Consider the following 26,707-nt stretch of genomic DNA (forward strand, 5'->3'; position numbering starts at 1 on the left):
CCTGGACCCCGGACGGCGAGCTGGAATACCTGGGCCGCACCGACTTCCAGGTGAAGCTGCGTGGTCTGCGCATCGAACTCGGTGAGATCGAGTCGGCGCTCACCGCGCTGCCGCAGATCGCCCAGTCGGTGGTCGTGGTCCGGGCCGACGAGCGCACCGGCGATCAGCTGGTCGCCTACGTCATCCCGCAGCAGGGCTCGATCGTCGACACCGACGCGGTCAAGGACGCCCTCGGCGCCGAGCTGCCGGTGTACATGGTCCCGGCCGCCTACGTGGTGCTGAACGCCTTCCCGCTCAACGCCTCCGGCAAGCTGGACCGCAAGGCGCTGCCCGCGCCGGTGTTCGCCGCGCGCACCTTCCAGGCGCCGGTCACCCCGGTGCAGCAGATCGTCGCCGCCACCTTCGCCGAGGTCCTCGGCGCCGGTCAGGTCGGCCTCGACGACGACTTCTTCGAGCTCGGTGGCAACTCGCTGGTCGCCACCAGGGTCGCCGCGCGCCTGTCCGAGGCGCTCGACACCCAGGTGCCGCTGCGCGCGCTGTTCGAGGCCTCGACGGTGGCCTCGCTGGCGGCCCGCGTGGAGACCGCCACCGGCCGCGGCGGGCGCATTCCGCTGGTGCCGCAGCCGCGTCCCGAACTGGTGCCGCTCTCGCAGGCCCAGCAGCGGATGTGGTTCCTCAACCGCTTCGACAACCGCACCGCCGTCAACAACATCCCGGTGGCCATCCGCCTCACCGGTGACCTCGACGTCGCCGCGCTGGAAGCGGCCATCGCCGATGTGACCGCGCGGCACGAGTCGCTGCGCACCTTCTACCCCGAGCTCGAGGGCGCCGGCTACCAGCAGGTCCTGCCCGCCGACGAGGTCCGCTTCGCGCTGCCCGCCCAGCCGGTCACCGCGAACGAGGTCGTCGCCCGCGTGGTCGAACTGGCGGGCGTGCACTTCGACGTCACCCGCGAGGTGCCGTTCCGCGCGAGCCTGCTGCGCGTCGACGAGCGCAACCATGTCGCCGTGCTGGTCATGCACCACATCAGCGGTGACGGCTTCTCGCTGCGCCCGCTGCTGCGCGATGTCGTGGTGGCCTACACCGAGCGCGTCCGGGGCGAGGTCCCCGCGTGGGCGCCGCTCGAGGTGCAGTACGCCGACTACACGCTGTGGCAGCGCGAGGTGCTCGGCGAGGAGTCCGATCCCGAGTCGGTCGCCGCGAGCCAGATCGCCTACTGGACCGAGCAACTGCGCGACCTGCCCGACCAGATCGAGCTGCCCGCCGACCGCCCGCGTCCCGAGATCGCCACCAATGCCGGTGACCTGTACCGCTTCTCGGTCGACGCCCGGCTGCATCAGGCGCTGACCGAGATCGCCCGCGCGCACGGCGTCACCCTGTTCATGGTGATGCACGCCGCACTGGCCACCTGGGCGGCACGCCTGTCCAACAGCACCGACATCGCCATCGGCACCCCCATCGCGGGCCGTGGCGAGCGCACCCTCGACGACCTCGTCGGCATGTTCGTCAACACCCTGGTGCTGCGCAGCGAGGTGAACCTCGGCGGCAGCTTCGGCGACCTGCTCGACCAGGTCCGCAAGGTCGACCTGTCGGCCTTCGCCAACGCCGACGTGCCGTTCGAGCGGCTCGTCGACGTGCTCAGCCCCACCCGCTCGCAGGCCCACCACCCGCTGTTCCAGGTGGCGCTGACCTTCGAGGCGGCCACCGCCGCCGACACCGGCACCGTCGCGCTGCCCGGCCTCGACCTCGACGTCGTCGACTTCGACCCGGGCACAGCGAAGTTCGACGTGCAGCTGACCGTGGGCGAGGCCGCCGACGGCTCGCTGGCCATGTCCTGGAACTACGCCACCGATCTGTTCGACGCCGAGACCGTCGCCGCCTTCGGCGACCGCCTGGTGCGCATCCTGCGCAGCGTCGCCGAGAACCCCGACGTGATCGTCGGCGACATCGACCTGCTCGGCGAAGCCGAACAGCGCGACGTCGCGCAGCGCTGGGTGTCCTCCGGCGCCGACGCCATCGCCCTGCCGGTGATCCACGACGCCAGCACCCCGGCGGGTCACCGTCGCGGGCTGTTCGGCAACAAGCACACCACGCTGGTCGACCTGTTCGACGCGGCCGCCGCGGCCTACCCGGACCGCATCGCCGCCAAGTTCGGCGTCGAGTCGCTCACCTACGCCGAGCTCGATCGCCGCGCGAATGTGCTGGCGCGCAGGCTGATCGACGACGGCGCGGGCCCGGAATCGCTGGTCGCGGTGATCCTGCCGCGCTCGCTCGATCTCGTCGTCGCGCTGCTGGCCGTCGTCAAGACCGGCGCGGGCTACGTGCCGGTCGACCCGACCTATCCGGCCGAGCGCATCGCCTACGTGCTCGAGGATTCCCGCCCCACCAGCGTGGTCCTCGACTCCACCGTCCAGGTGACGGTGCCCGCGCACCTGCCCTCGGTGGTGCTCGACGGCTTCGCCGTGGAGACCGGCAATATCGAGGACGCCGACGATCAGCCGATCACCGACGCCGATCGGATCGCGCCGCTCTCGCCGGACAACGTCGCCTACGTCATCTACACCTCCGGCTCGACCGGCCGCCCCAAGGGCGTCGCGGTCGCGCACCGGAACGTGGTGCGCCTGTTCGCCAACACCGATCGCGACTTCGGCTTCGGCCCGCGCGATGTGTGGACGCTGTTCCACTCCTACGCCTTCGACTTCTCGGTGTGGGAGCTGTGGGGTCCGCTGCTGTTCGGCGGCTCGCTGATCGTCGTCGACTACTACACCTCGCGCTCGCCCGAGCAGTTCCTGGAGCTGCTGCGGGTCGAGCAGGTGACGGTGCTCAACCAGACGCCATCGGCGTTCTACCAGCTCGCCGAGGCCGACCGGATCGCCGGACCCGGCCTGGCGCCGCTGGCCCTGCGCTACGTCGTCTTCGGTGGCGAGGCGCTGGAACTGCGCCGGCTCTCGGACTGGGTGGCCCGGCACGGCGACAGCGCGCCGACGCTGGTCAACATGTACGGCATCACCGAGACCACGGTGCACGTGTCGTACCGCGCGCTCGACGCGAAAACCATTGCCGCCGCGGCCGGTTCGGTCGTCGGCCGGGCCATCGCGGGCCTGGCCGTGTACGTGCTCGACAACCGGCTCCGTCCGGTGCCGGTCGGCGTCGCGGGTGAAATGTATGTCGCCGGACCGCAGTTGGCGCGCGGCTACCTCGGCCGCCCCGACCTGACCGCCACCCGCTTCGTCGCCAACCCCCTCGCCGGTCCGAACCAGGCGGGCTCGCGCCTGTACCGCTCCGGTGACCTCGCGCGCTGGAACCGCTTCGGCGAACTCGAATACCTCGGCCGCGCCGACGATCAGGTGAAGGTCCGCGGCTTCCGCATCGAGCTCGGTGAGATCGAAGCCGCCGTCCTGGCCCAGCCGGGCATCGCCCAGGCCGCGGTCATCGTCCGCGAGGACCAGCCGGGCGACCAGCGCATCGTCGCCTACGTGGTCGCCGACGGCGACGCCCAGCCCGACCTCGACGTCGTGCGCAGCGGCGCCGCCGAACAGCTGCCCGCCTACATGGTCCCGGCCGCGCTGGTGCGGCTCGAGTGGATCCCGCTGACCGTCAACGGCAAGCTGGACCGCCGTGCCCTGCCCGCTCCCGCGGTGCAGGCCAGGGCCTTCCGCGCCCCGGTCACCCCGGTGCAGGAGACCGTCGCCGCGGTCTTCGCCGACGTGCTCGGCCTGGACCGGGTCGGCGTCGACGACGACTTCTTCGACCTCGGCGGCAACTCGCTCATCGCCACCCGCGTGGTCGCCCGCATCGGCGCCGCGCTCGGCGCCACCGTGCCGGTGCGCGCGCTGTTCGAGGCCTCCACCGTGGAAGCCCTCGCGGCCCGGGTGGAATCGCACACCGGCGGCACCGCCCGCGCGGCGCTGGTCGCCCGCGAGCGCACCGAGGGTGAACTGGTGCCGCTGTCGTTCGCGCAGCAGCGCATGTGGTTCCTCAACAAGTACGACACCACCTCGGCGGCCTACAACCTGCCCGTGGCCATCCGCCTCACCGGCGCGCTCGACACCGAGGCGCTGGCGCTGGCACTGGCCGACCTGGTGCGCAGGCACGAATCGCTGCGCACCCGCTACCCCGAGCACGGCGGCACCCCGGTGCAGCAGATCGTGGCCGCCGAACGCATCTCGCTGGACCTGCGCCCGGTCACGGTCGCCCAGGACCGGCTGTTCGACACGGTCACCGAGTTCGTCTCCACCGGTTTCGATGTGGCCGAACAGGTTCCGCTGCGCGCCCGGCTGTTCAAGGCGAGCGAGCACGAGCACGTCCTCGTCGTGGTCGTGCACCACATCGCCGCCGACGGTTTCTCCATCGCGCCGCTGACCCGCGACGTGATGCTGGCCTACACCGCCCGCGCCCAGGGCACCGCGCCCGGCTGGGCGCCGCTGCCGGTGCAGTACGCCGACTTCGCGATCTGGCAGCGTGCGGTGCTCGGCACCGAGGACGACGCCGACTCGCTGATGTCGCGCCAGGTCGGGTACTGGCAGCGCCAGCTCGCCGGTGTCCCCGACGAGCTGACCCTGCCGTTCGACCGGGCCCGCCCGGCCATCGCCTCGCATCGCGGCGCCACCGTGCACCGCGAGCTCGCGCCGGAACTGATCGCGAAGCTCGACGAGGTGGCCCGTCGCCAGGGCGCGTCGCTGTTCATGGTCATGCACACCGCGCTCGCGGTGCTGCTCGCGCGCCTGTCCGGCTCCGACGACATCGCCATCGGCACGCCCATCGCGGGCCGTGGTGAGCAGGCCCTCGACGACCTGGTCGGCATGTTCGTCAACACCCTGGTGCTGCGCACCGGCGTGCGCCCGGCCGAGTCCTTCACCGACCTGCTCGAGCAGGCCCGCAAGGCCGACCTCGACGCCTACGGCAATGCCGACGTGCCGTTCGAGCGGCTGGTGGAACTGCTGGCGCCGGAGCGCTCGCAGTCGCGCAACCCGCTGTTCCAGGTGATGCTGGCCTTCCAGAACCTGGATCGCACCACCCTGGAACTGCCCGGACTCGCGGTCTCCGCGCTCGATCTCGACGAGAGCGTCGCCCGCTTCGACCTGCAGTTCACCCTGTCCGAGCTCGGTGAGCCGGGCAGCGGCGGCATGGCGCTGGCCCTGAACTACGCCACCGAACTGTTCGACGAGGCCACCGTCGACACCATCGCGACCCGCTGGGAGCGCGTGCTCGCGGCCGTCGCCGCCGACGCGTCGGTGACCGTCGGCGCGATCGACGTGCTCGACGCCGCCGAGCGGACCGACCTGGTGTTCCGCGTCGGCGCGCCGCCGGTGCCCGCGCGCACCCTGCGCAGCCTGCTGGCCGAGGCCGTCGCCCTGAACCCGACCGGCGATGCCGTCGTGTTCCAGGGGACAGCTCTGTCCTACACCGAACTCGACGAGCGCTCGAACCGTCTGGCGCGCTTGCTGATCGCCGAGGGCATCGGCGCCGAAGACCTCGTCGCCGTCGGTGTGCCGCGCTCGGCCGACTCGGTGTTCGCCGCCTGGGCCGTCGCCAAGACCGGCGCCGCCTTCGTGCCGGTCGACCCGACCTACCCGGCCGACCGCATCGCCCACATGGTCACCGACTCCGGTTCACCGCTGGGCCTGACCGTCGCGTCCGTGCGGGACGGTCTGCCGGAATCGGCACGCTGGCTGGTGCTCGACGAGCTGGATCTGGACGCCTTCGACGGCGGCCCGATCGACGACGCCGAGCTGGTCCGCGCGACCACGCCCGAGCAGCCCGCCTACGTCATCTACACCTCCGGCTCGACCGGTGTGCCCAAGGGCGTCGTGGTCACCCACGCCGGTCTGGCGAACTTCGGCGAGGAGCAGGCGCAGCGCTACGCCCTCGATTCCGGCAGCCGCGCACTGCATTTCGCGTCGCCCTCGTTCGACGCCTCGATCCTGGAACTGCTGCTGGCGCTGGCCCGCGGCGGCGCGCTGGTCGTCGTCCCGCCGGGGGTCTACGGCGGTGACGAACTGTCCGAGCTGATCCGCGCCGAGCGGGTCACCCACGCCTTCATCACCCCCGCCGCGCTGGCGACCTTCGACCCGAGCGGGCTGGACTCGCTGCGGGTCCTCGTCGCCGGTGGTGAGGCGGTGCCCGCCGATCTGGTGAGCAAGTGGGCGGTTCCGCTGGCGGACGGCACGACGCGTGCCTTCCACAACGGGTACGGCCCCACCGAGACCACGATCATGACCAACATCAGTGCCGCGCTGACGCCGGGCGAGCTGGTCACCATCGGTGGCCCGACCCGGGGCATGCGCTCGCTGATCCTGGACGCCCAGCTCCAGCCCGTTCCGGTGGGTGTCGCGGGTGAGCTGTATCTGTCGGGCATCCAGCTGGCGCGCGGCTACCACGCCCGCGCCGGGCTGACCGCCGACCGGTTCGTCGCCGATCCGTTCGTGCCGGGGGAGCGGATGTACCGCACCGGTGACGTCGTGCGCTGGACCGCCGACGGCACCGTCGAGTACGTCGGCCGCTCCGACTTCCAGGTCAAGATCCGCGGTTTCCGCATCGAACTGGGCGAGATCGACTCCGCGCTCGCCTCGCACGAGACCGTCGACTTCGCCACCACCGTCGGCCACAAGAGCACCGCCGGCGCGGTCTCGCTGGTCGCGTATGTGGTTGCCGCGCAGGGGAAGTCGATCGATGTCGCGGCGCTGACCGCGCACGTCGAGGATCGCCTGCCCGCGTACATGGTGCCCTCGTCGATCATGGTGATCGACCACGTGCCGCTGACCCCGGTCGGCAAGCTCGACCGCAAGGCGCTGCCGGAGCCGGTGTTCGCCACCGAGGTCACCTTCCGCGCCGCGCGCAACTCCATCGAGCAGACCATCGCCGAGGTCTTCGCCGAGGTGCTCGGCGTCGAGCGGGTCGGCGTGGACGACTCGTTCTTCGCCCTCGGCGGTGACTCGATCGTCTCCATCCAGCTCGTCTCCCGGGCCAAGGCCCGCGGCGTGCTGTTCACCCCGCGCCACGTCTTCGAGCAGCGCACCGTCGCCGGTCTGGCCTCGGTCGCCGAGACCGCCGATGTGGCCTCGGCCGCCGCGGTCACGCTGGCCGAGCTGCCCGGTGGCGGCGTCGGCGAGATGCCGCTGACCCCGGTCGTGCGGTTCATGGCCGAGCGGTCCGGCTCGTTCGACCGGTTCAACCAGACCATGGCGCTGGAACTGCCGGTCGGCATCGACCGCGCCGGCATCGCCGCCACCGTCGGCGCGGTCATCGACCGCCACGACATGCTGCGCTCGCGGCTGCACCAGGTCGACGGCCGCTGGGTCGTCGACACCGCGCCGGTCGGCGCGGTCGACGCCGACGCGCTGATCGACCACAGCACCTTCCCGGCCGATGCCACCGACGACCAGCTGGTCGAGATCGCCTCCGCCGCACTGGATGCCGGCCTGGACCGGCTGGACCCTGCCACCGGTGTGGTCGTCCGGTTCGTGTGGCTGGAGCCGACCGTGAGCGCGTCGGCGCCCGTGGTTTCGCTGCCCGCGACCGATGACGTCGCCGCTCCGGCGAAGGTCACCCGCGCCGGACGCCTGATCGTCGTCGCGCACCACCTCGTGGTCGACGGTGTCTCCTGGCGCATCCTGGTGCCCGATTTCGTCGCCGCCTGGGGCCAGCTCTCCGCCGGTCAGCAGCCGGAACTGGTCGCTCCGGCCACCTCGATGCGGGCCTGGGCGCACGCGCTCGCCGACGAGGCGCGCACCCCCGAACGCTCCGCCGAGCTGGACTTCTGGCGCGAGGTCGTCGCGACCCCGGATCCGCTGCTCACCGAGCGGCCGATGAACCCGGCCGTCGACGTCTCCGGCGTCATCGAGAAGCTGCCGGTCGAGGTGTCCGCCGAGGTCACCAAGGCCCTGCTGACCACCGTGCCCGCGCTGTTCCACGGCGGCGTCAACGACGGTCTGCTCACCGCGCTGGCCCTGGCCGCCGCCAAGTGGCGGGCCGCCCGCGCCGCCGCCACCGGCGATCAGCTGCTGGTCCGCCTCGAAGGCCACGGCCGTGAGGAAGAAGTCGCGCCCGGCGCCGACCTGTCCCGCACCGTCGGCTGGTTCACCGCGATCTTCCCGGTCCGGCTCGACCTGGCCGGCATCGACATCGACGCCGCGCTGGCCGGTGGCCCCGCTCTCGGGCAGGCCGTCAAGGCGGTCAAGGAGCAGCTGCTCGCCGTGCCAGACAAGGGCATCGGCTACGGCCTGCTGCGGTACATGAACGCCGAGACCGCGGCGGAACTGCCCACCCAGCTGCCCGGTCAGATCAGCTTCAACTACCTGGGCCGCGTCGCCGACAGCGACGTCCCCGACGCGCTGCGCGGCTTCGGCTGGATTCCCGCGCCCGAGCTGGCCGCCCTCGGCGGCGCCTACGACGCCGACATGCCCGCGATGGCGCCGCTGGACGTCAACGCGATCGTCGTCGGCGACAAGCTCAGCGCCAATATCGGCTACCCGAGCACCCTGCTCGCGGCCGCCGAGGTGCGCGAGTTCGCCGACCTGTGGGTCACCGCGCTGGAAGCCGTCGCCCGGCACGCCCATTCGGCCGACGCGGGCGGCCACACGCCGTCCGACTTCGCGCTGGTGCGCTCGACCCAGGGCGATATCGAGGTCTGGGAGAAGCGGTACCCCGAGCTGACCCAGGTGTGGCCGCTGGCCGCCCTGCAGTCGGGCCTGTTCTTCCACGCCCGCCTGGCCGCGGACTCGGTCGACGTCTACACCGCGCAGGCGGTCCTGACGCTCACCGGCCGCGTCGACGCCACCCGTCTGCGCGCCGCCGCCCAGGCCCTGCTGGACCGGCACGAGACCCTGCGCACCGCGTTCGTCACCGACCACGACGGCAACGCCGTGCAGATCGTCCTCGACCACGCCCGGGTGGCCTGGGCCGAGCACGACCGGACCGAAACGGGCGACTTCGCCGATCTCGTCGAGGCCGACCGCAATGCCCGCTTCGACCTGGCCGCGCCGCCGCTGATCCGCTTCACGCTGATCCGGATCGCCGAGGACGAGTGGCGCTTCGTGGTGTCCAACCACCACATCCTGCTCGACGGCTGGTCGACGCCGCTGGTCATGCGCGACCTGCTCGCGCTCTACGCCCTGCACGGCGACGCGAGCGCGCTGCCCGCCGTCCGCTCCTACCGGCACTTCCTGGAATGGGTCGCCCAGCAGGATCACTCGGTGTCGGTGGCGGCCTGGTCCGACGCGCTGCGCGGCGTCACCGAGCCCACGCTGCTGGCTCGGGCCGACGCGGGCCGCGAGATCGCGGCCCTGTCGGAGGAGTACCTGTTCGACCTGGACGAGCCGACCACGGCCCGCCTGGTCGCGCTGGCCGCCGACCTCGGCGTCACCCCGAACACGGTGCTGCAGGTCGCCTGGTCGATCGTGCTCGGCCGGATGACCGGTCGCGACGACGTGCTGTTCGGCACCACCGTCTCGGGCCGTCCGGCACAGCTGTCCGGCGTGGAGTCCATGGTCGGCCTGTTCATCAACACCGTTCCGGTCCGGGTGCGCTTCGACGCCGCCGAATCGGTGCGCGCCGTGCTCACCCGCACCCAGGGCGAGCAGGCCGACCTGCTCGACCACCACTACGTGGGTCTGGCCGAGATCCAGTCGGCCGCCGGCATCGGCGGCCTGTTCGACTCGCTGGTGGTCTTCGAGTCCTACCCGGTCGACGCCGAGGGCATCAAGGCCCAGGCCGCCGATATCGACGGCATGGCCGTCACCGGCCTGGACGCCGCCGACGCCACGCACTACCCGCTGTCGCTGATCGCGCAGCTGGACACCCAGCTCCGCATCCGGGCCGGTTACCTGAGCGACCTGTTCGACGCCGCCACCGTGCACCGCATCGCCGAGCGCCTGATCCGGGTGCTCACCGCGATCACCGCCGAACCCGGTGTGGCCGTCGGCGATATCGAACTGCTCGATACCGCCGAGCGCGAACTGGTCGTGCGCGACTGGAACGCCACCGCGCACGAGGTCGACCGCGACGCCACGCTCGTCTCGATGTTCGAGGCCCAGCTGGCGCGCACCCCGCAGGCCACCGCCCTCGTCTTCGAGGGCGAGAGCCTGTCCTACGCCGAGTTCGCCCAGCGCGTCTACCGTCTGGCGCGCTGGCTGATCGATCGCGGTGTCGGCCCGGAAACCTATGTGGCCCTGGGCATGCGCCGCTCGATCGACCTGGTGGTCGGCATGTACGCGGTGAGCGTGGCCGGTGGCGCGTACGTGCCGCTGGACCCGGATCACCCGGCCGAGCGCACGGAATACATTCTGGCGACGGCGGATCCGGTGTGTGTGCTCACCTCGGGCACCGACCTGGAGATCGACACCGCGCAGGTCCGCATCGACCTGCTCGACCTGGTCGGCTACTCCGACACCCCCATCGCCGATGCCGAGCGCACGGTGCCGCTGCGGCCGTCGAACACCGCGTACGTGATCTTCACGTCGGGGTCGACCGGTCGCCCGAAGGGTGTCGCGGTCAGCCACGGCGCGATCGTCAACCGACTGGTGTGGATGCAGTCGGCGTACGGCCTGACCGAGGCCGATGTCGTCTTGCAGAAGACGCCTGCCACCTTCGACGTGTCGGTGTGGGAGTTCTTCTGGCCCTTGCAGATCGGCGCGCGTCTGGTCGTCGCGAAGCCGGACGGTCATCGCGACCCGGCCTACCTGGCCGAGATCATCCGGGCCGAGGGCGTCACCGTCACCCACTTCGTGCCCTCGATGCTCGCGGTCTTCGTCGCCGACGCCGCGGCCGCGCGCTGCGAGTCGCTGCGGATGGTGTTCGCCTCCGGTGAGGCGCTGCCGCCCAAGCCCGCGCATCGCCTGCGCGAGCTCACCGGCGCGGCCCTGCACAACCTGTACGGTCCCACCGAGGCCGCGGTCGACGTCACCTTCCACGAGGTCGTCGACACCGACACCGACACCGTCCCGATCGGCGCCCCGGTGTTCAACACCGAGGTCTACGTGCTGGATTCGCGGCTGCGGCCGGTTCCGGTTGGTGTCGCGGGTGAGCTGTACCTGGCGGGCACCCAGCTGGCGCGCGGCTATGTCGCCCGTCCCGACCTGACCGCCGACCGCTTCGTCGCGAACCCCTTCGACGACGACGGCGCCCGCATGTACCGCACCGGCGACCTCGTCGCCTGGACCGAGCACGGCGAGCTGGAGTACCTGGGCCGCACCGACTTCCAGGTGAAGCTGCGCGGTCTGCGCATCGAGCTGGGCGAGATCGAGTCGGCGCTGACCGCGCTCGACGAGGTCGCCCAGTCGGTTGTCGTGGTCCGCGGTGACCAGCACACCGGCGATCAGCTGGTGGCCTACGTCATCGCCGCGCCGGGCCGCACCGTCGACATCGAGGACGCCCGCGAGGAACTGGGCAACAACCTGCCCGCCTACATGGTGCCCGCGGTGCTCATCGTGCTCGACGAGTTCCCGCTCAACGCCTCCGGCAAGCTCGACCGCAAGGCGCTGCCGGCGCCGGTGTTCGAGGCCGCGGTGTTCCGCGCCCCGACCACCCCGGTCGAGGAGATCGTCGCTGCCACCTTCGCCGACGTGCTCGGCCTGGAGCGGGTCGGCCTCGACGACGACTTCTTCGCCCTCGGCGGCAACTCGCTGACCGCGACCCAGGTCGCCGCCCGCCTGTCGGCCGCGCTGGAGACCGACCTCGGCGTGCGTGAGCTGTTCGAGGCCTCGACCGTCGTCGCCCTGGCCGCGCGCGCCGAGACGCACTCCGGCACGGACCGCCGCGCCGCCCTGGTCCCGCAGCAGCGCCCCGAGCGGGTGCCGCTGTCGCTGGCCCAGCAGCGCATGTGGTTCCTCAACCGCTTCGACCCCGAGTCCGCCGTGGACAACATCCCGGCCGCCGTGCGGCTGTCGGGCCTGCTCGACCGGCAGGCGCTGCAGGTGGCCGTGGCCGACGTGCTCGCCCGCCACGAGTCGCTGCGCACCTACTACCCGGAGGTCGCGGGCGCTGCCCACCAGGTGATCGTGCCGACCGGCAAGGTCATCCCCGACCTCGCGCCGATCGAGACCACGGGTGCCGAACTGCCGCAGCGCCTTTCGGCGCTGGTGCTGACCGCCTTCGACGTCACCGCCGAGGTGCCGTTCCGCGCCGCCCTGTTCGAGATCAGCCCCACCGAACACGTGCTCGCCCTGGTCGTGCACCACATCTCGGCCGACGGCTTCTCCATGGGCCCGCTGACCCGCGACGTGATGACCGCCTACAGCGCTCGCGTCGAAGGCGCGGAGCCGGCCTGGCGTCCGCTCGAGGTGCAGTACGCCGACTTCGCGCTGTGGCAGCGCGCCGTGCTCGGCGACGAGGACGACGCCGAGTCCGTGATCGCCCAGCAGATCTCGTTCTGGGGCGAGCGCCTGCGCGGCCTGCCCGAGCAGCTGGACCTGCCCGCCGACCGGCCGCGCCCCGCGGTCGCCAGCGGTCGCGGCGCCACGCACACCTTCGAGATCGACGCCGACACCCACGCGGCGCTGGCCGAGCTGGCCCGCAGCCGGGGCGCGACGCTGTTCATGGTCGCCCACGCGGCGCTGGCACTGCTGCTCTCGCGGCTGTCCGGTGAGCACGACATCGCCATCGGCACCCCGATCGCGGGCCGTGGCGAGCGCGCCCTCGACGACCTGATCGGCATGTTCGTCAACACCCTGGTGCTGCGCACCGAGGTCGACGGCGACGCGAGCTTCACCGACCTGCTCGGCGAGGTCCGCGCGAGCGACATCGCGGCCTTCGGCCACGCCGATCTGCCCTTCGAGCGCCTGGTCGAGATCATCAACCCGGCCCGCTCGCAGGCGCGGCACCCGCTGTTCCAGGTCATGCTGGCCTTCCAGAACACCGCCCAGGCGAGCCTGGAACTGCCCGGCCTGACGGTCAGCGGCGTCGAGCTGCCGATCGACGTGGCCAAGTTCGACCTGAACGTGGTCCTCACCGAGAAGCCCGCCGACTCGCCTTCGGGCATCGTCGCCGAGCTGATCTACGCCACCGACCTGTTCGACGCGGCCACCATGGACCGCTTCGGTACCCGCTTCGCCCGCCTGCTCGCCGCGATCGCGGCGACGCCGGACCGGGCCGTCGGCGACCTCGAACTGCTCGACGCCACCGAGAACGCGCTGGCGGTGCTCGGCTGGAACGACACCGAGCGCGCGCTGCCCGGCGCGGGCACCCTGGTCGACGAATTCGCCCGCCAGGCCGCCGCCACCCCGACCGCGATCGCGATCGTCGACCCGGCCACCGGCGCGAGCCTGACCTACGCCGAATTCGCCGCGCGCGTACACCGGTTGGCGCATCGCCTGATCGAGGCGGGCGTCGGCCCGGAGACCCTGGTCGCGCTCGGCCTGCGCCGCAGCATCGACCTGGTCGTCGCCGCCTACGCGGTGCAGGAAGCGGGCGGTGGTTACGTGCCGCTCGACCTCGACCAGCCCGCCGACCGCATCGCCTACGTGCTGGAGACGGCCGCCCCGGTGGTCGTCCTCACCACGGCGCGTGACGGTTTCGACGCAGGCGAGCTGCCGACGCTGGCCATCGACAGCATCGAGCCGGCGGCCTACGCCGACGCCCCGGTCACCGATGCCGAGCGCATCGCGCCGCTGCGTCCGCAGCATCCGGCCTACGTCATCTTCACCTCCGGTTCGACCGGTCGGCCCAAGGGCGTCGCGGTGTCGCACGCCGCCGTCGTCAACCAGATCCGCTGGATCACCGGCGAATACGGCATCGGCGCCGACGACGTGGTGCTGTTCAAGACGCCGGCCACCTTCGACGTGTCGGTGTGGGAGCTGTTCGGCCCGCTCAGCACCGGCGGCCGGCTCGTCGTGGCGAGCCCGGACGGTCACCGCGACCCGCAGTACCTCGCCGATGTCATCGCGGCGCAGCGCGTCACGATGACCTCCTTCGTGCCGTCGATGCTGACCGTTTTCGCAGGCAGCATCGATACCGAGGGCGGAGCTCTGTCCTCGCTGCGCGCGCTGCTGATCGCCGGTGAGGCGTTCACCGGAGACGCGGTCGCCGCGCTGCGCAAGGTGAGCGACGCGGCCCTGTTCAACCTGTACGGTCCCACCGAATTCACCGTCCACGCGACGCACGGCCCGGTCGCCGAGCGGGTCGACGGCGCCGTCCCGATCGGCGCGCCGGTCTGGAATTCGCAGGCCTACGTGCTGGATTCGCGGCTGCACCCGGTCGCCGCCGGGGTCGCCGGTGAGCTGTACCTGGCCGGCGCGCAGCTGGCGCGCGGCTACTTCGGCCGCGCCGATCTGACCGCCGACCGCTTCGTCGCCGACCCGTTCGGCACCGACGGTCAGCGCATGTACCGCACCGGTGACCTGGTGCGCCGCGACGAGCAGGGTGTCATCACCTACCTCGGCCGCACCGACTTCCAGGTCAAGCTGCGCGGTCTGCGCATCGAGCTCGGCGAGATCGAGGCCGCGCTCACCGCGCACGAGAGCGTCGGGCAGTCGGTCGTGGTCGTCCGCTCGGATGCCCGCACGGGTGATCAGCTCGTCGGCTACGTCGTGCCCGCCGCCGGTGCTACCACCGAGATCGACGCGCTGCGTGCGCATCTGGCCGCGCAGCTGCCTTCGTACATGGTTCCGGCCGCGTTCGTCGTGCTCGACGAGATGCCGCTGAGCGCCAACGGCAAGCTGGATCGCCGGGCACTGCCCGAGCCGGTGTTCGAGGCGCGCGAGTTCCGCGCGCCGAGCACGCCGATCGAGGAGATCGTCGCCGCCACCTTCGCCGAGGTGCTCGGCCTGTCCGGGGACCGCGCCGTCGGCCTGGACGACGACTTCTTCGACCTGGGCGGCAACTCGCTGATCGCCACCCAGGTGGTCGCCCGCCTGGGCGCCGCGCTCGACACCCGCGTCCCCGTGCGCGTGCTGTTCGAGGCGCCGTCGGTCGCCGCGCTGGCCGCCAAGGTGGAATCGCACGCGGGCAGCGGCAGCCGCCGCGAGCTCGTCGCCGGGCCGCGGCCGGAGCAGATCCCGCTCTCGCTGGCCCAGCAGCGCATGTGGTTCCTCAACCGCTTCGACAGCGCGACCGGGGTCAACAACATCCCGCTCGCCGTCCGCCTGACCGGTGACCTCGACATCGACGCCCTGCGCCAGGCCGTCGCCGACGTGGTCGACCGGCACGAGGTGCTGCGCACCGTCTACCCCGAGACCGCCGAGGGCCAGGGCGTGCAGGTCGTGCTGCCCGCGGGCCAGGTGCCGATCGCGCTCACCCCGATCACGGTCGGCGAGGACGAGATCCGCGACCGGATCAGCGAACTGGTGCTGGCCGGGTTCGACGTCACCGCCGAGGTGCCGGTGCGCGCCGCGCTGCTGCGCGTCGCCGGGTCCATGGACGGTTCCCATCCCGACACCCACGTGCTCGTCTTCGTCGTGCACCACATCTCCGGCGACGGCTGGTCGGTGCGCCCGCTGGCCCGCGACGTGATGATCGCCTACGCCGCGCGCTCGCGCGGTGAGGCGCCGGGCTGGGCGCCGCTGCCGGTGCAGTACGCCGACTTCGCGCTGTGGCAGCGCGAGACCCTCGGCGCCGAGGACGACGCGTCCTCGATGATCGCCCAGCAGGTCGCGTACTGGTCGCAGCACCTGGCCGGCTTGCCCGATCAGCTGGACCTGCCCGCCGACCGGCCGCGTCCGGCCGTGGCCTCCAACCGCGGTGGCGTGCACGAGTTCTCGATCGACCCGGCGCTGGCCGCGAGCCTGAACGCGCTGGCCCGCGAACACGGCGCCAGCCTCTTCATGGTCGTGCACGCCGCCTTCGCGGCGCTGCTGGCCCGCCTGTCCGGCAACGACGACATCGCCATCGGCACCGCCGTCGCCGGCCGTGGTGAAGCGGTCCTCGACGACGCGATCGGCATGTTCGTCAACACGCTGGTGCTGCGCAGCGCGGTCGACCCGGCCCAGCCGTTCACCGCCCTGCTCGCGCAGACCAGGGAGAGCGACCTGGCCGCCTTCGGCCACGCCGACCTGCCGTTCGAGCGCCTGGTGGAGATCCTCAACCCGGCCCGCTCGCAGGCGCGTCACCCGCTGTTCCAGGTGATGCTGTCGTTCCAGAACACCGGTGAGGCGGCCTTCGAGCTGCCCGGCCTCGAGGTCGCCGGCGTGCCGCTGGACGTGGTCACCGCCAAGTTCGATCTGCACCTGAACCTGGCCGACCGGCATCGCGCCGACGGTTCCGCCGACGGCATGCTCGCCGAATTCGCCTACGCCACCGACATGTTCGACGCCGACACCATCGCCGCGCTCGCGCAGCGCCTGGTGCGGATGCTGACCGCGGTCGTCGCGGCGCCCGAGCGCGCCATCGGCGAGGTCGACCTGCTGGCCCCGGCCGAATACCGCCAGGTGGTCACCGGCTGGAACGCCACCGCGCACCCGGTCGACCAGGCCGCGACGCTGGTGTCGATGTTCGAGGCGCGGGCACTGACCAGCCCGAACGAGATCGCCCTCACCTTCGAGGGGACGAGTCTGTCCTACGGCGAGTTCGCCGCACGGGTGAACCGTTTGGCCCGGCACCTGATCGCCCAGGGCGTCGGCCCGGACACCATGGTCGCGCTCGGCATGCGCCGCTCGCTCGACCTGGTGATCGGCATGTACGCGGTGAGCGTGGCCGGTGGCGCGTACGTGCCGCTGGACCCCGACCACCCGGCCGAGCGCACCCACTACGTGCTCGAGACCGCCGCCCCGGTGTGCGTGCTGACCACGGCCGCCGACGAGTTCGACGCGGGCACCACCACCGCGCTGCACATCGAGAGCCTGGACCTGACGGGTTACTCCGCCGCCCCGGTCACCGATGCCGAGCGCAGCGCGCCGCTGCGGCCGGAGAACACCGCGTACGTGATCTTCACGTCGGGGTCGACCGGTCGCCCGAAGGGTGTGGCGGTCAGCCACGGCGCGATCGTCAACCGGCTGGTGTGGATGCAGGCCGCCTACGGCCTCACCGCCTCCGATGTGGTGCTGCAGAAGACCCCGGCCACCTTCGACGTGTCGGTGTGGGAGTTCTTCTGGCCCTTGCAGATCGGCGCGCGCCTCGTCGTCGCCAAGCCCGACGGTCATCGCGACCCGGCCTACCTGGCAGCGATCATCGATGCCGAGGGCGTCACCACCGCGCACTTCGTGCCGTCGATGATGTCGGTGTTCGTGGCCGAGCTGGCCGAGACCGCCGCCGTGGCCCTGGCCGACGGCACCGCCACCGCGAGCAGCCTGCGCCTGGTCTTCGCCTCCGGTGAGGCGCTGCCCGCGCCGACCGCCCAGCGCCTGCGCGCGCTCACCGGCGCGGCCCTGCACAACCTGTACGGTCCCACCGAGGCCGCGGTCGACGTCACCTTCCACGAGGTCACCGACGCCGACACCACGTCGGTGCCGATCGGCGCCCCGGTCTTCAACACCCAGGTGTACGTGCTGGATTCGCGCCTGCACCCGGTGCCCGTCGGCGTGCCCGGCGAGCTGTACCTGGCCGGTGTCCAGCTGGCGCGCGGCTATGTCGCCCGCCCGGACCTGACCGCCGACCGCTTCGTCGCCGACCCGTTCGGCGCCGACGGTGCCCGCATGTACCGCACCGGTGACCTCGTCGCCTGGACCGCCGACGGCGAGCTGGAGTACCTGGGCCGCACCGACTTCCAGGTGAAGCTGCGCGGTCTGCGGATCGAGCTGGGTGAGATCGAGTCGGCGCTGACCGCGCTGCCGCAGATCGCCCAGTCGGTGGTCGTTGTCCGTTCCGACGAGCGGCTGGGCGACCAGCTGGTCGGCTATGTGATCCCGGCCGCGGGGGCGAGCGTCGACCTCGACGCCGTGCGCACCGAACTCGGCGGCGCGCTGCCGGGCTACATGGTACCGACCGCGTACGTGATCCTGGACGCCTTCCCGCTCAACGCCTCCGGCAAGCTCGATCGCAAGGCGCTGCCCGCGCCGGTGTTCGAGGCCAAGGTGTTCCGCGCGCCGTCGACCCCGATCGAGGAGATCGTGGCGGGCACCTTCGGCGACGTGCTCGGGGTGACCCGGGTCGGCGCCGACGACGACTTCTTCGAACTCGGCGGCAACTCGCTGCTGGCCACCCAGGTCACCGCCCGCATCGGCGCGGCCCTGGACACCCAGCTCTCGGTGCGCGACCTGTTCGAGGCGTCGACCGTGTCCGCGCTCGCCGCCCGCGCCGAGCACAACGCGGGCTCCGGCCGTGCCCGCCCGCGCCTGACGGCGGGGGAGCGGCCCGCGATCATCCCGCTCTCGCCCGCCCAGCAGCGCTACTGGTTCCTCAACCAGTTCGACACGTCGACCTCGGCCGTGGACAACATCCCGCTGGCCGTCCGCCTCACCGGCGAGCTCGACGTGCCCGCGCTCGAGCAGGCCATCGGCGACGTGTTCGCCCGGCACGAGATGCTGCGCACCACCTACCCGCGCTCGGCCGACGGCCCGCACCAGGTGATCCTGCCGATCGCGCAGAGCCGCGCCGTCGTGCACCACATCGCCGTCGCCGAGGCCGATCTGCTCGGCACCGTCATCGATTTCGCGATGACCACCTTCGACGTCACCGAAGAGGTGCCGCTCAAGGTCGCGCTGTTCGAACTGAACGCCACCGACCACGTGCTCGCGTTCACCGTGCACCACGTCTCCGCCGACGGCTCGTCGATGGGCCCGCTGGCCCGCGACATCATGGCCGCCTACGTGGCCCGCGTGCAGGGCGAGGCCCCGCAGTGGGCGCCGCTGCCGGTGCAGTACGCCGACTACGCGCTGTGGCAGCGCGAGGTCCTCGGCGACGAGAGCGATCCGGAATCGCTGGCCGCCAAGCAGGTCGCGTACTGGAGCAAGGCGCTGGCCGGTCTGCCCGACCAGCTCGAACTGCCCGCCGACCGACCGCGCCCGCCCGCGCAGTCGTTCCAGGGCAAGGCGATCCGCTTCGAGATCGACCCGCAGCGCCACGCCGCGCTGCACGAACTGGCCAGGGCCAACAACGCCTCGCTGTTCATGGTCGTGCACGCCGCCCTCGCGGTGCTGCTCGCGCGCCTGTCCGGCACCGACGACATCGCCGTCGGCACGCCGATCGCGGGCCGTGGCGAGCGCGAACTCGACGACCTGATCGGCATGTTCGTCAACACCCTGGTGTTCCGCACCGCCGTCGACTCCGGCGCCACCTTCGCCGAATTGCTCGCCGACGTGCGCGAACGCGACCTGGAGGCGTTCGCCAACGCCGACGTGCCGTTCGAGCGCCTGGTCGAGGTGCTCAACCCGGTGCGCTCGACCGCGCGCAACCCGCTGTTCCAGGTGGGCCTGTCGTTCCAGAACCTGGCCGACACCACCTTCGAACTGCCCGGCCTGACCGTCAGCGCGGTCGACTACGACTCGCAGCTGGCCAAGACCGACCTGCACGTCACCCTCTACGACCGCTACACCGACGACGGCGCACCGGCCCAGCTGGTCACCGAATTCGGTTACGCCATCGACCTGTTCGACGAGGCGACGGTCCAGAGCTTCGCCGACCGCTTCCTGCTGGTGCTCGACGCCGTCGCCGCCGACGCGTCGGTGCCGGTCGGCGACATCGACCTGCTCGCCGCGCCGGAAACCGAGCGGATCGTCACCGCGTGGAACGACACCGCGCACACTGTCGACACCGACGCCACCCTGGTGTCGCTGCTCGACGCGACCGTGGCCGCGACCCCCGCGGCGGTGGCGCTGGTCGTCGACGCGACCGATGGTCGCCGTGAGCTGACCTACGCCGAGCTCGATGCCGAGGTGAATCGCCTTGCCCGGCACTTGATCTCGCTGGGTATCGGCACCGAGGACCGGGTGGCGCTGGCCATCCGCCGTTCGGCGGAACTGATCATCGCGATGTACGCGGTGGCCCGCACCGGTGCGGCGTACGTGCCGATCGACCCGGACCAGCCCGCCGAGCGCACCGACTACATCCTGGAGACGGCCGCCCCCGCGGTCGTGCTGACCACGGCGAACGCCGAATTCAGCACGGCGGCGGCCGAAGTGGTCGTCCTCGACGAGCTCGACCTGAGCGCCGTCAGCCCGGCCGCGATCACCGAGCGCCGTGGCGCCCTGGTGCCCGCGAACACCGCGTACGTGATCTTCACGTCCGGTTCCACCGGCAAGCCCAAGGGTGTCGCGGTATCGCACGGCGCGATCGTCAACCAGTTGCTCTGGGAGACAGCCGAATTCGGTATCGGCGCCGACGACGCGGTGCTGCTCAAGACGGCAGCCACCTTCGACCTCTCGGTCTGGGAGTTCTGGACCGCCGCCGTCGCCGGTGGCCGCCTGGTGGTCGCGACCGCCGACGGTCACCGCGACCCGGCCTACCTCAACGACCTGATGCGCGGCACCGGCGTCACCACGCTGCACGTGGTGCCGTCGATGCTCGACGCGCTGCTCACCGAATCCGGTGCCGCGCTGCCGCGCACGCTGCGCCGGGTGCTCGCCATCGGCGAGGCGCTGCCCGCGTCCACCGCGCAGCGCTTCCGCACCGCCAACACCGCCGAACTGTTCAACCTCTACGGCCCGACCGAGGCCGCGGTCTCGATCACCAGCCACGCGGTCACCGACGCCGACCAGGTGTCGGTGTCGATCGGCGCGCCGGAGTGGAACAGCCGGGTCTACGTGCTGGATTCGCGCCTGCGGCCGGTGCCGGTCGGCGTCTCCGGTGAGCTCTACCTGGCCGGCGCGCAGCTGGCCCGTGGCTACTACGGCCGCGCCGATCTCACCGCCGACCGCTTCGTCGCCGATCCGTTCTCGGTGACCGGCGAGCGCATGTACCGCACCGGTGACCTGGTGGCCTGGAACGCCGACGGCGAACTGGACTACCGGGGCCGCACCGACTTCCAGGTGAAGATCCGCGGCTTCCGCATCGAGCTCGGCGAGATCGAGGCCGCGCTGCTGCGGCAGGACGGCATCACCTCCGCCGCCGTGCTCGCGCACACCGATCCCGTCGTCGGTGACCGCCTGGTCGCCTACGTCGTGGCCGGTGCGGAGTTCGACAAGCTGGCCCTGCGCACCGCGCTGGCCGCCGAACTGCCGTCGTACATGGTCCCGACCGTGTTCCTGCGGCTCGACGCCCTTCCGCTCAACGCCAACGGCAAGCTCGACCGCAAGGCCCTGCCGGAGCCCGAGGTCGAGAAGGCCGTGTTCCGCGCGCCGGTCAGCCCGAGCGAGCAGCTCGTGGCGGCCACCTTCGCCGAGGTCCTGCGCCTCGGTGCGGACAAGCGCTTCGGTCTCGACGACGACTTCTTCGCCTGGGGCGGTAACTCGCTGCTGGCCACGCAGGTCGCCGCGCGCCTCGGCGAGGCGCTGAACACCCGCATCCCGGTGCGCCTGCTGTTCGAGGCGTCCACGGTGTCCGCGCTGGCCCAGCGGGTCGAGCAGCACGCCGAGACCGGTGATCGCAAGGCGCTCACCGCCGCTCCGCGCCCCGAGCACATCCCGCTCTCGCTCGCGCAGCAGCGCATGTGGTTCCTCAACCGCTTCGACACCCAGTCGGCGGCCTACAACGTGCCGGTCGCGGTCCGCCTCACCGGCGACCTCGACGTGGCCGCGCTGCGGGCCGCGATCACCGACCTGGTGTCGCGCCACGAGATCCTGCGCACGGTCTACCCGCAGACCGACGCCGGTGCGGCGCAGGTGATCCTGTCGCCCGCGCAGGCCGCGCCGGAGCTGCTGGAACGCACCGTCGCCGCCGACGAGGTGGAAACGGCGGTGGCGGAACTGATGTCGACGATCTTCGACGTCACGGTCGAGGTCCCGCTGAAGGTCGCCCTGTTCCGTGTCGAGAACACCGACGAATTCGTCCTGGCCATGGTCGTGCACCACATCTCCGGTGACGGCTCGTCGGTCGCCCCGCTGACCCGCGACCTGATGACCGCCTACGCGGCCCGCTCCACCGGCCAGGAGCCCGGCTGGGCCCCGCTGGCCGTGCAGTACGCGGACTACAGCATCTGGCAGCGCGAACTGCTCGGCAGCGAGGACGATCCGGACTCGATGGCGGCCAAGCAGGTCGCGCACTGGAAGCAGGCCCTGGCCGAGCTGCCCGATCAGCTCGACCTGCCCGCCGACCGCCCGCGTCCGGCCGTGCAGACCTTCGCCGGCAGCAAGGTCGACGTCCGGATCGACGCCGACACCCACCGCGCGCTGGTCGAGCTGGCCCGTGCCGAGGGCGCGACGCTGTTCATGGTCGTGCACACCGCCCTCGCGGTGCTGCTGGCCCGCCTGTCGGGCACCGACGACATCGCCATCGGCACCCCGATGGCCGGTCGTGGCGAGGCCGCCCTCGACGACATGATCGGCATGTTCGTCAACACCCTGGTGTTCCGCACCGTGGTCGACGGCGGCGAGGCGTTCACCGAGCTGCTGGCCCGCCAGCGCGAGGACGACATCGCGGCGTTCGCCAACGCCGACGTGCCGTTCGAGCGCCTGGTCGAGGTCCTCAACCCGGTCCGCTCCACCGCGCGGCACCCGCTGTTCCAGGTGGGCCTGTCGTTCCAGAACCTGACCCGCGCCACCCTGGAACTGCCGGGCCTGACGGTGTCCGGACTCGACATCGACTCCCAGCTGTCGCAGTTCGACCTGCACCTGATCGCCACCGACCGCTACGGCGATGCCGGTGAGCCCGAAGGCATTTCGGGCATCTTCACCTACGCCACCGATCTGTTCGACCACGCCACGGTCGAGGGCTTCGTCGAGCGATTCGTCCGCCTGCTCGGCGCGATCGTCGCCACCCCGCGCACCGCGGTCGGCGACATCGAGCTGCTGGCACCGGCCGAGCGGGTCCAGATCCTGGACACCCGCAACGCCACCGGCTACCGGGTCGACACCGAGGCCACCCTGGTCTCGCTGCTCGACGCGACCGTGGCGGCCGACCCGAAGGCGACCGCCCTGGTCACCGACGACGGCACCCAGCTGACCTACGCCGAACTCGATGCCAAGGTGAATCGCCTGGCGCGGCACCTGATCTCGCTCGGCGTCGGCCCGGAGGCCCGCGTCGCGCTGGCACTGCGCCGCTCCGTGGATCTGATCGTCGCCATGTACGCCGTCGCCAAGTCCGGTGGCGCCTACGTGCCGGTCGACCCCGATCAGGCGGCCGAGCGCACGAACTACATCCTCGAGACGGCGGCACCGGTCTGCGTGCTGACCAACGCCGATGCCGAGTTCGACACCGCGGTCGCGCCGCTGGTGCGCATCGACGAACTCGATCTCGAAAACGTCGGCGCCGCACCGGTGTCCGACGCGGAGCGCACCGAGCCGCTGCGTCCTGAGCACACCGCGTACGTCATCTTCACGTCCGGTTCGACCGGTCGCCCGAAGGGTGTCGCGGTGCCGCACGGCGCCATCGCCAACCAGCTGCAGTGGAAGCTGATCGAGTTCGGCATGGACGCCGCCGACGCGGTGCTGCTCAAGACCGCCGCGACCTTCGACCTCTCGGTCTGGGAGTTCTGGTCGGCCGCCGTCTGCGGTGGCCGCCTGGTGATCGCCGCGGCCGACGGCCATCGCGATCCGGCGTACCTGAACGAGCTGATGTCGAACGAGTGGGTCACCACGCTGCACGTGGTGCCGTCGATGCTCGACGCGCTGCTGGCCGCCGGCATGCCGGATTCGCTGTGGCGGATTCTCGCCATCGGTGAGGCGCTGCCGGGTTCGCTCGCGCAGCGGGTCCGGACCGCGTTCCCGCGCACCGAACTGTTCAACCTGTACGGCCCCACCGAGGCCGCGGTCTCGATCACCTCGCATCGGGTGAACGCCGCCGACCAGGGTTCGGTCTCCATCGGTGGGCCCGAGTGGAACAGCCAGGTGTACGTGCTCGACGCGCGACTGCGTCCGGTGCCGGACGGCGTCGCGGGTGAGCTGTACCTCGCAGGCGCGCAGCTGGCGCGCGGCTACTTCGGCCGCCCCGACCTGACCGCCGACCGTTTCGTGGCCAACCCGTTCACCCCCGGTACCCGCATGTACCGCACCGGTGACCTGGTGGCCTGGCACAACGGTGAGCTCGACTACCGCGGCCGCACCGACTTCCAGGTGAAGATCCGCGGCTTCCGCATCGAGCTCGGCGAGATCGAGGCCGCGCTGCTGGCGCTGCCGCAGATCGCGCAGGCCGCCGTCATCGCGAAGTCCGACCCGCGCACCGGCGACCGCCTGGTGGCGTACCTGGTCGGTACGGATGTGGATGTGGCGCAGGTGAAGTCGACGCTGGCCGCCGGCCTGCCGTCGTACATGGTGCCCGCCGCGTTCGTCGTGCTGGACGCGCTGCCGCTCAATGTCAACGGCAAGCTCGATCGCAAGGCGCTGCCGGAGCCGGAGTTCGAGGCCCAGGCGTTCCGCGCGCCGTCCACCCCGATCGAGGAGATCGTGGCGGGCGTGTTCGCGGACGTGCTCGGCGCCGAGCGCGTCGGCGCCGACGACGACTTCTTCGCCCTCGGCGGCAACTCGCTGCTGGCCACCCAGGTCGCGGCCCGCCTCGGCGCAGCCCTGGACAGCCGGGTGCCCGTGCGCCTGCTGTTCGAGGCGTCGACCGTCGCCGGTCTCGCGGTGAAGGTGGAGCAGGGCGCGGGCGCCGGTGGGCGGCGCGCGCTGGTCGCCGGGCCGCGTCCGGCACAGGTGCCGCTGTCGCTCGCGCAGCAGCGCATGTGGTTCCTGAACCAGTTCGACACCAGCTCCGCGGTGAACAACATCCCGGTCGCCGTCCGCCTGACGGGCGCGCTGGACGTCGAGGCGCTGCAGCTCGCGGTCGCCGACGTGCTGGCCAGGCACGAGACCCTGCGCACGGTGTACCCGTCGACCGACGGCACCCCGCACCAGGTGATCCTGCCGGTCGAGGGCAATGTCCCGGATCTGACGCCGGAAACCGTTGCCCCCGAACAGGTCCGCGACAAGATCGCCGCGCTGATCTCCACCGGCTTCGACGTGCTCGACGAAGTCCCGCTGCGCGCGAAGCTCATGCGCGTCGCTGTATCCGATGGCGATGCGCCCGAGGGCCCTGCGTGGTCACGCTCCGCTACCGCCTCCGGGCCCGCCGGACGCATCGCAGCCGAGGAATACGTGCTCGTCTTCGTCGCCCACCACATCAGCGCCGACGGCTGGTCGATGGCCCCGCTGACCCGCGACGTCATGGTGGCCTACGCCGCCCGCGCCACCGGTGAGCGTCCGGGCTGGGCGCCGCTGCCGGTGCAGTACGCCGACTTCAGCGTCTGGCAGCGCGAGGTGCTCGGCTCCGAAGCCGACGAGACCAGCCTGATCTCCCAGCAGGCCGACTACTGGAAGCGCGCGCTCGCCGGCGTCCCCGACGAGCTGAACCTGCCGCTGGACCGGCCGCGTCCGAGCACGCAGTCCTTCGCCGGTGGCCGGGTGCTGTTCCCGATCGACACCGAGATCCACGCCGGGCTCTCGGCCATCGCCCGCGAGCAGAACGCGACGCTGTTCATGGTCGTGCACACCGCCCTCGCGGTGTTCCTGGCGCGCATGTCGGGCACCGAGGACATCGTCATCGGCACCCCGATCGCCGGTCGTGGCGAGGCCGAACTCGACGACGTCATCGGCATGTTCGTCAATACCCTGGCCCTGCGCACCCAGGTCGGCGCACAGCTCACCTTCCGCGAGCTGCTGACCCAGGCCAAGGAAGCCGACCTGGCCGCGTTCGCGCACGCCGACATCCCGTTCGAGCGCCTGGTGGAACTGCTCAACCCCGAGCGCTCCACCGCGCGGCACCCGCTGTTCCAGGTGGCGCTGTCGTTCGAGAACCTGCCCGACGCCGGCTTCGAACTGCCGGGCCTGTCGGTCTCGGCCGTGGACTTCGACGTCGACACCGCCAAGTTCGACCTGCTGCTCACCGTGCGTGAGGCGCAGGCCGGCGACGCGGCGGGCGCCTACGCCGAGTTCTCGTATGCCAGTGACCTGTTCGATCAGTCGACGGTCGAGACGTTCGCGCAGCGCTTCCAGCGCCTGCTCGCCGAGGTCGTCGCCGACACCACGACCCCGGTCGGCGATCTCGAAATCCTCGACACGGTCGAGCGCACCGAACTGCTCACTCGCACCGGCGGCCCCGCCGCGTCGACGAGCACGCTGCCCGAGCTGCTCGCCCAGGCCGTGGCGGTCAACCCGACCGGTCAGGCCATCGTCGCCCCCGGCGCAGCGGCCGACACCGGACTGCTCGGCGCACTCCTCGCGACGGAGCCGGGCGACCTTCGCTCGCTGACCTACGCCGAGCTGGACGCGGCCTCCTCGCGCCTGGCGCGGGTGCTCATCGAGCGCGGTGCCGCACCGGAGACGGTCGTCGCCATCGCCATGCAGCGCTCGCTCGAGACGACCCTGGCCATCTGGGCCGTGGTCAAGTCGGGCGCGGCGTTCCTGCCGGTCGACCCGAAGTACCCGGCCGAGCGCATCGCGCACATGATGTCGGATTCGGGTGCGGCACTGGGCATCACGGTGTCGTCCGAGGTCGATCACCTGCCCGCGCCCGCACTGGGCGATTGGCTGGTCCTCGACGACGCGGCGCTGCACACCGAGCTCGCCGCGCAGTCCGCGGCGCCGATCACCGACGCGGACCGCCACGGTGCCGTCCGGTCCGGCAGCACGGCCTACATGATCTACACCTCGGGCTCGACCGGCCTGCCCAAGGGCGTCGTCGTCGGCCACACCGGTGTGGCCAACTTCGCCGCCGCCCAGGTGGCGCAGTTCGGGCTCGACAAGGACGCGCGCACACTGGCGTTCGCGTCGCC

General features: G+C 71.8%; 1 protein-coding gene (running past both ends of the window). It reads left to right on the forward strand.

All 26,707 nt of this window come from inside a single coding sequence — locus ACFVW6_RS04270, non-ribosomal peptide synthase/polyketide synthase, on the forward strand. Of the gene's 43,677 coding nucleotides, 12,163 precede the window and 4,807 follow it; the stretch shown corresponds to coding positions 12,164-38,870, spanning codon 4,055 (partial) through codon 12,957 (partial); the first codon wholly inside the window starts at position 3. The start codon and the stop codon both lie outside this window.

Source organism: Nocardia sp. NPDC058244 (genome assembly GCF_042882065.1).
GTDB lineage: Bacteria > Actinomycetota > Actinomycetes > Mycobacteriales > Mycobacteriaceae > Nocardia.